The sequence below is a fragment of the Roseburia sp. 1XD42-69 genome (genome assembly GCF_003612565.1).
Lineage (GTDB): Bacteria > Bacillota > Clostridia > Lachnospirales > Lachnospiraceae > Roseburia_B.
In genome coordinates this window covers 1-8,016 of record NZ_RAZG01000099.1, presented here as the reverse complement: position 1 = coordinate 8,016, position 8,016 = coordinate 1, and the positions used below count along the sequence as shown (strand labels likewise).

At 34.8% G+C, this 8,016-nt stretch carries 7 protein-coding genes; 2 read left to right on the top strand and 5 right to left on the bottom strand.

The annotated features are described in order from the left end of the window. Positions 1-144: 144 nt before the first annotated feature. Both D7Y06_RS22540 and D7Y06_RS22535 read left to right on the top strand, forming a co-directional pair. Positions 145-378: a helix-turn-helix domain-containing protein gene (locus D7Y06_RS22540; RefSeq protein ID WP_120409814.1), complete on the top strand. Its 234-nt coding sequence runs from the start codon at positions 145-147 to the stop codon at positions 376-378. 243 nt (positions 379-621) lie between these two features. Further along, positions 622-909, top strand: coding sequence for a helix-turn-helix domain-containing protein (locus tag D7Y06_RS22535; RefSeq protein WP_120409813.1), 288 nt, complete (start codon positions 622-624; stop codon positions 907-909). Between the two features lie 311 nt (positions 910-1,220). Here the strand turns inward: D7Y06_RS22535 and D7Y06_RS22530 are convergent, their stop codons facing one another. The 5 genes from D7Y06_RS22530 to D7Y06_RS22510 all read right to left on the bottom strand — a co-directional run bounded on the left by D7Y06_RS22530 (position 1,221) and on the right by D7Y06_RS22510 (position 7,756). Beyond that, the gene (locus tag D7Y06_RS22530; RefSeq protein ID WP_147415746.1) at positions 1,221-2,657 is read right to left on the bottom strand and encodes a TOPRIM nucleotidyl transferase/hydrolase domain-containing protein; all 1,437 of its coding nucleotides are present in this window, start codon (positions 2,655-2,657) and stop codon (positions 1,221-1,223) included. A gap of 220 nt (positions 2,658-2,877) precedes the next feature. Beyond that, complete coding sequence (locus D7Y06_RS22525; protein WP_120409811.1) at positions 2,878-4,332, bottom strand: TniQ family protein; 1,455 nt, start codon at positions 4,330-4,332, stop codon at positions 2,878-2,880. Further along, the gene (locus tag D7Y06_RS22520; protein WP_120409810.1) at positions 4,329-5,588 is read right to left on the bottom strand and encodes a TniB family NTP-binding protein; all 1,260 of its coding nucleotides are present in this window, start codon (positions 5,586-5,588) and stop codon (positions 4,329-4,331) included. Before D7Y06_RS22520 ends, D7Y06_RS22525 begins: the two co-directional genes overlap by 4 nt. Further along, complete coding sequence (locus D7Y06_RS22515) at positions 5,581-7,422, bottom strand: Mu transposase C-terminal domain-containing protein (RefSeq protein ID WP_120409809.1); 1,842 nt, start codon at positions 7,420-7,422, stop codon at positions 5,581-5,583. The genes D7Y06_RS22520 and D7Y06_RS22515 overlap by 8 nt, the downstream gene beginning before the upstream one ends. Next, entirely contained in the window at positions 7,409-7,756 is a 348-nt protein-coding gene (locus D7Y06_RS22510; RefSeq protein WP_120409808.1) for a hypothetical protein, read from the bottom strand. Before D7Y06_RS22510 ends, D7Y06_RS22515 begins: the two co-directional genes overlap by 14 nt. Between the last annotated feature and the right edge of the window lie 260 nt (positions 7,757-8,016).

The window sequence follows — 8,016 nt, the reverse complement described above, 5'->3', positions numbered from 1 at the left end:
ATATTTCCCATTTTTGTATTTCCTTTCTGCAATTAATTTCAATTATCACAATCTTAGGCTTTTTTAGCCTAGAAGTCAATAGGCTCTATCGGTCTAAAGTATAATAACCTTATATAATACGTTTTAAGGAAAGGAGAGTGACGTATGTACCGCCGAATCAGGGAATTGCGAGAAGATAATGATTTAACACAAACATATATGGCAAAACTGCTTAACGTGAACCAACGTACATACTCACGTTATGAAACAGGCGAACACGAGATTTCTTTAGCTTCTCTTTCCAAAATTGCAGATTTCTATAATGTCAGCACGGATTATCTTTTAGATAGGACTGACATTAAAAAGCCATACCCAAAATCCAAACTTCCCAAATCATAAGAGAACTAACTTTTATACATATCAGGAGTATCATTGCATACCCTGACTATCTATAATCCGTAGTTTAACTTTCTTTTAATTCCTTAATCTTGCCCATTCAGCTTACCTTTTCACATCTCTTATAATGTATCATATCATGTTTTCTTATAAAATTCCACTACTTTATATACTTTTGTTCTCCATAGAGCAACTTATCTTTAATAAAATCAAGTTGACTATCAGTGGAAGGAGGACAATATAAAAGTGACTTTTGCAGAAAAACTAAAATCCTTGCGGAAAAGCCAAAAACTTACCCAGCAGGAATTAGCGGATAGGTTAGGTGTAGCAAAATCCGTTGTATCATATTACGAATCAGGAGACAGATTCCCTTCATACGATGTTCTTGTAAAAATTGCTCACCGATTTCATGTAACTACAGATTATTTGTTGGATGTGGATAAAATCAAAACTCTGGACGTATCCAATCTGACCGACAAGCAAATTGGTGTGATAACAGAAATGATAGAGTTGCTTCAGGAGCAGAATGAATAATAGAAAAAATGGAAATCAGCTTATTTCATAGCTTTTGTTCTGGATAAATTACTCTTAAAATTATTATTTTATATTCTTCCCCATTACAGGATATTGGTATATAATAACGGTCAAAAACTCGGCATATGAACCAAATTTGAACATACTAAAGGGCAGCAGTAATTCAGTACCCTTACCTGCTGCCCTTTGTTTAATCTTTCTATGGGTTGATTTAATATTAGAACATTTACATTATATCCTTATATAAAGTATAATATATCAGTTGTATTCCTCTCTTTCTTACTGAATTATTATCTTTACGAAAAATAAAACTAATCAACCAATTTATAGCAATCATCTATAACTCTTTTTATTATATCTGGAATATTATCCTGAGTTGTTAATTTCATCACAGTTTCTATAAATTGAATCTTATCAAATTCTCCAAGTTCACTGTTCATACTAATTTTCTTCTTAACCTGATTAAGAAAGGGTTTGTTCCCATCAAAATCATTTTTTACAAAAATATTGCTCCCATAAATACTATTAAGTGCATACACAGCAATATCTTTATCAATTATATCCTCAAAAGTTCCGTTAGGAATATAATGTAAGACATATTGATTTTTCTTTTCTTTTATTATTCTCTCAATATTATCTATTTCCTTTCTAGCATCCCCATCCAAGAGAACACATATTTTTATATCTGGATTGTTTTTAATAAATTTTTCAAAATCCATATACACCTTTTGCTTTGTTTTTGAGTTCCATACTTTAATACCTCTATATGCTAATGGCTTTCCATATTTTAAAGCCATATAAGGAATCGCTTTTTCTTCTGTATCTCCTTCAACTAAAATATAGCACTTTACATTTTTCACATCATTCAAATGTTTCTCAATCTCTGTTATTGCACTCAAATAAGAAGTAAGAAACAACTCCCTATAATCATCCATAACTATCAACCCTAATTTCTTCAAAACATCTTTATGTAGCAAAAGCAAATGTGCATAAAATATATCATCTTTATGCACAATTATATCATGTTGCTTTCCACAATAAGGACAAATAGCTTTTTGCGGTAACTTTTTACTCTCACCACATTCTTCTTTTATTTCTAATAATTCTTTTCTAATTCCTTCAAAAATATTATTTTTAAGCAGTCCATTCATACCACCATATTTTCTATATATTTTTTGGTCAATAAAATTATTTGCCAGTTCCAATCCTATATTGCATCTATAATCTGGCATCTCAACAATATTATTTTGAACTGTACTAAGAATTGATTGTGCCTTTCGTATATGATGTTCATATGCTCTTGCATAAAAATCTGCTATTGATATTAATGGTGGCATAATTAATATACATAGAATGAAATTTGCATTTTTATTTACAACTACTGTTTCTGTTATATGTTTTTTATATACATCTTCACAAAATTCTTTATCCTCATCAGATAAATTAAAAAAATCTACTAAATCATAATTATTTTGTTCTGCTATGCAAATCGTATATGGTGTCCATTCAATTCCTATCTCATATCTATTTTTTTCTCCTTGTATTTCCTGCTCATATAAAGTATTTATTGTAGCTTTCCAAACTTCTTGATATGCCTTTACTTTATCTTCAAAGGACTTTTCTCCTAATTCTAATTCTTTTTCTACGCTTACGAATAATTTTATACTATATTCCACAATATTAGAAAAAGTCAATTCTTTAACCAATTCATTCAGATTTTTTCTTGCAAATATCAGATTTTCTTTCATGCAGTTTTCCCCTATATCATACACATATTTCATAACTAATTTACATTGCCTTTTTACTATATCAAAAAAACACTATTATATCAATTCATAATTCACAACAGGGTGTAGCAAAAAAAGGTAATAAATACCATTTGTATACAATATAATGTGGCTCTGATTTATTACAATCCACAATATAAGGTTATAAAATACCAAATACCATAAAAATCAGCTACACCCTTCACAACAACTCCTTTATCCTCTCTGCCATTTCAGCATCCATATACATCTCCAAATAAGGCTTACACTCCTGAAAATTCTCATTACGCATATTGGTTAGATTCCGTATTTGTTTCCAATTTAGCGGTTGACCTTCTGTCTGAATCTTTTTAACTGCCCATACAACCTTTTTCGCCCATAGTTGCTCCTGTGATATAGAATGATTATTGATTTCTGCTTTACACTTTGGCATCTTCCTCAAACTGCCCTCTGGCAAGCCAACATCCCTCCCTATCCCTATCACAGTTATTTTCTTTGGCATTGAGCTTTCATCATTTTCTATTCTTTGAATTGCCTTTTGAACAAGCAGTAAATATTCATCATCTAATTTCGTCCAATCCTTTACCCGAACACCACCCTTTTGTGGATTCTCCTTTCTATGCTGATATATGCCATACCGACCGTTCCCGATAGTTTTAACAGAATCATAGGACATTCCCAATCTTTTTGCAATCTCTGGATATTTCAATCCTTTATCGTGAAGCCTTTTTATCTCTGCATCGAAAATTTCATCCTGTGGCACATCTGGCACTTTCATATTTACTAAATCATCCACTGGCACTTTCAAAAAATATGCTAATAAACATACATCTACAAAATTGCTCCTGTCATTCGTAAATATCTTTTGTAACTGCCAAAGCTCTGTAATACGATTTTCAGACAACTTTTCATAATAACTTATAAAATCCTCATGCAGCAGTTCCATATACCGTTTTTTGCCCCTTGCAGATAGATACCTTGTGCCAATCATACATGAATGGAGAAACTCCCCAACACCAATATCAGAATCCATATCTAAATCGGATTGAAATACTGCTGCCACATATTCTGACACTTCATATTCAATATCATCTTTAACAATCTCAACATTATCTTTTTGTGGTATTACCCCTTCCGCATGATGCAATATAGGACTTGCTTTTGCACTGATAACAACTTCACTGTTTTTTAGATAGCATCTGTGAATCGGGCAGACATTTATTCCTGTTATCTGATGATTTCTATGCCAAAATGTTTCCCCGAACTTATCCCTATCTGCCTTAACGCATAGAGGGCAATAACGGAGAAACCTTTCCTGACAGCTTTTTACCTTCGGCAACAGATTATTATAATTACCCCTCATCCCTATTAGAGCCTGATATGCTTTGTTCCTACGCTCTTTCGATATAAAACACCCATAATAAGGAAACATGGTATGTTTCAGCACAATATCCTCAATCGTTTTGTTCTTTGTAACAATCTGTAGGGCAGCAGGGGTAAGTGTATTGATAAATTCAATATCTGGTCTGACTTTCTTATCCTGAAAGAAATCCTCTGCCATATAGATATAAGCTGGATAGCCAGCTTTTACATAACACCTCGCCAACTGGCTATATAGCAGCTCATCGGGATAAACCTCTGGAAAATATGTAATCACACCGACACCTCCATCACGATAAGATTCTCTTGCATCAGTTTAACTATATCTGTGCTATTTTGCTTCGCCTGTGCTACCAATAAAGCAATCAAATTCTCTTGCTCCGTTTCCTCTATAAAATCTTGTTTCTCTTCCAATTCATGAATTTTATCTGCTTTCTTCCCTATCGTTGTTGTACTCTTTCTTTTTTGAATCGAAGGAGCTATATAATCATGTAAAAGTGCCATACGGTTCTTATAGGCTTTATTTAAACTGCTTATATCCAATGCTTCTGTACCATCCATAATCGCTATTTCCTGTGCATCATGCAGCAGTACAACAATATTTGATATAATTCCTGCACTGTGTTCATAAATCCATTCTGTAATTGCTTCTGTCAATTCTGTATAATGTTTAACATACTGATAAGAATAAAGTTCCTTACAAATCTTATGAAAATCATCGTCATAATCCATTGCCTGATACTGCAAGCCTAATGACCTTCTCGCAAGGTAATCACTGGATTCAAAAAACATAACGGATTCAGACGTACCCACCATGCAAATACTGATTCCTGAATCATTGATAAGTTGTGTAAGCATCCCTATCAATCCTCTACCATTCTTTGAATTTACGACATTCTGAATTTCATCTATTATCAATAATCCAACATGGTTCAGTGACACTTGGCTAACCATTCCCAAAAGCATATCAGTAGTTGCCCTTGCCCTGATTGCGTTCTGATAGTAATTGCTCCCTATCCGTTCATCCACTTTGCGTAATACCTCTAAAAGTAAATTTTTCACCGAACTGTCAAAAGGGCATTGAACTACGACACAGGGAATGATGAAAGAATACGGCACATCTAATTCCATTACTCCCTTATTGGAAATCAGACTGATTGCCCTACTGATAGCTGTACTCTTACCTATTCCGCTTGTGCCAGCTATCAATAGACTGTCTGCCCCTCCAATGATGCCCCTATATTCCTGTGCCATAACAGCCTTATAGTTCTCATTCTGCTGCAATACTGCTTTTTTCGTAGTTTTCTTCCGCATAGAATATACTAATGCAAGATACAGCTTATAATAGATTTCCTCTGTCATTCTTGATGGTACATATACGTTGTAAACGTCCGATAATTTCATTAAGCGTACCGCCATATTCTCTTTTCTTATGGATTCATCATAATCTGGCTTAACTTCTAATGCCTTTATCAACTCATCTCCTGATTTCATCTTTGACAGCCTACTTTCAATATCTGCTAATTTATTCATAGATATTGCCCTCCTTCGCATAATCTATATGTGCCTTATCCTGCTCACGTTTTCTTGTATTACGGATATTCTTTAAATTAACATCCGCTTGCCTGTCTGCCTTAGAAGATATTGCTTGAATATGCTCTGCCAGTTCTATTTTTGCCTGTAGGTTCTCTTCTGAAACACTTTTTACAATCTCTTTTTGGCTGTTCTGCATATCCTGTACTGCTGCCAGCGATTTTTCCTTATACCGTGATTCAATCAAATCAAACTTGATATATTTACCATTGTCAATTAACCAAACATAAGACACATCATCAGGATTGTAGGCAGCAGTAACAGTATTGCCCTTTAGATACTGTTCCGTATACCCCTCACAATGATAACGCATACGATTGACCTTTAATCCATATCTACTGAATTTTCCCTCTGTTCTAGGCAATAATGCCAGCACCAGATTCTTTTCATCAATATCTATCAGATTAGCTCCTGCCTGTAATTTACCCCATTCCCATATATCACTTGCATATGGCTTTACCTTTGCCGATATCATAGCATCTGTATATGGATAGTTTTCAATAATACGCTCTGAATTGTAATACAGGATGCAACGGATTATGATTTTCTCAAAATCTGCCATAGTTAAACAACTTTGCTTCCGATAGTCCATAGCACCCCTTTTCTGAAAATCTGGCTCTATCAATCCTTTACCTTTTAAATATGGTTTAAAATATCCCTGTATCAATCCGAAAAATCGTTCAATATAAGATTTGCACTCTGCCCTAAACGCTGGCAAATTAGTAATCGTAACGCCAAATTCAACTACTACCTGTTCAAATGTACTGCTAATGTATTCCGAACCCCTGTCTGTAACAAACTCTGCTGGTAACTGGCAACAGTTCCATTCCGACTTATCAATCAGTATCCCATATTTCTTACAATGCTCTTTCTTATCCGCTATAATATTTAGCAGCAATCCTCTAAGGCTGTACACACCGCCCTCCCAACTAAGGGAATATCCAATACAAAGGCTACTATAGGCATCCACACAAGCTGTTAAAATCGGTCTGCCTACTAAATTGCCAGCATCATCCACAAGGTAAATATCGCAAATGGTAGCATCAAAAAAGCCCACCCCTACATGAGAAGCGTACTGCTGCACCCCATCCCCAAGAAGCGGTCTGTGATTCATCTGGTAGTCCTTAATGCCATTTCTTGATATAAAGAATGTGTGCATATTCTTATGTTTGCGGTAGAAATAGGAAAACTGATTGAAGGATGGATGTTCGGGCAGCAGTTTTCCCATATCATCACAGTATTTTTCTTTGAGCATCATAGTATATGCAGTTTTCAGGCTGTTTTTATTCTTTGTATAATAGTATTTGTTGACTGCCCACCTGAATATCTTTTCATCTGCTGTCAGTTCCCTTTCCTCACATTGCTTTGGTGCAAGAATGGATATATCCTGATAAGCAAGATACAGGCAGAGATAATTTCTTATAGTTTGTTTGCATATATTCTTTGTTTTTGCAAGCTCTGAAATTAACTCATTTCTCCGTTTTTTATTCTGAACAAAAGGTAATACTCCTGCGATGACTGTAAATCGCTCATACATTGTCCTTTTACTCTTTGCATCCAATAATTCCTTATCCACAATCTCATATCCTGATAATTCAGTTAAAACATTCTCTCCACATTCTCCAAAATCCTTAAAATACTCTAAATCATACCATTTCGGCATAATCAGCCCGATACAGTCAATCGCAAATAGCTTTTCAGCATCGACCGCCAATACCCTGAATATCTCTGTATCTTTACCCACTTTGCCTTGCAGAAGGCTATTTATCCTCATCTATTACAATCCTCCAATCTGAAACATTGTGCTTCAACCAGTAGTTTCTTGACAAATCAAGCAGCTTTACAGTTAATGGCTTCATCATGTGGCTTCTTGATACACACTCACATACCATAACTTCACCGCCCTTTTTCTCACAGACAAAATCAGAGGTATATTCGCCTTCTGCCAATCCCTCTAGCAATACATTACACCGAAAGCCTGTTACCTCATCATCTGCTTGCAGCATATCCGCACACGCAAACTGAACAGCATCATAGGTTCGGCACACACTCTGACACTTTGGCAGACTTCTTTTCGTACATCTTCCCTTGTAATTTTTCTTTCTCATAGAATCACCTTTCTTTGACAAATTGCAGACAGATTAGTTTTCCCAAAAATTTCCCAAAAACGTAAATCTGGGAGATTTTTGGGGATTTGGCTTCAAATTTGGGAAACAGTAATAGCCTGAAACCATTGATTTTACTGGATTCTTGTGCAGCAGTTCAATTTCCCCAAAAACAGAATCAAAAAAATACTATGTCACGCAAAAAATGATTTTCGCTTTTTCACTCTCAAAAAATGCAAATCCACTTTCGCATTTACAAGTCC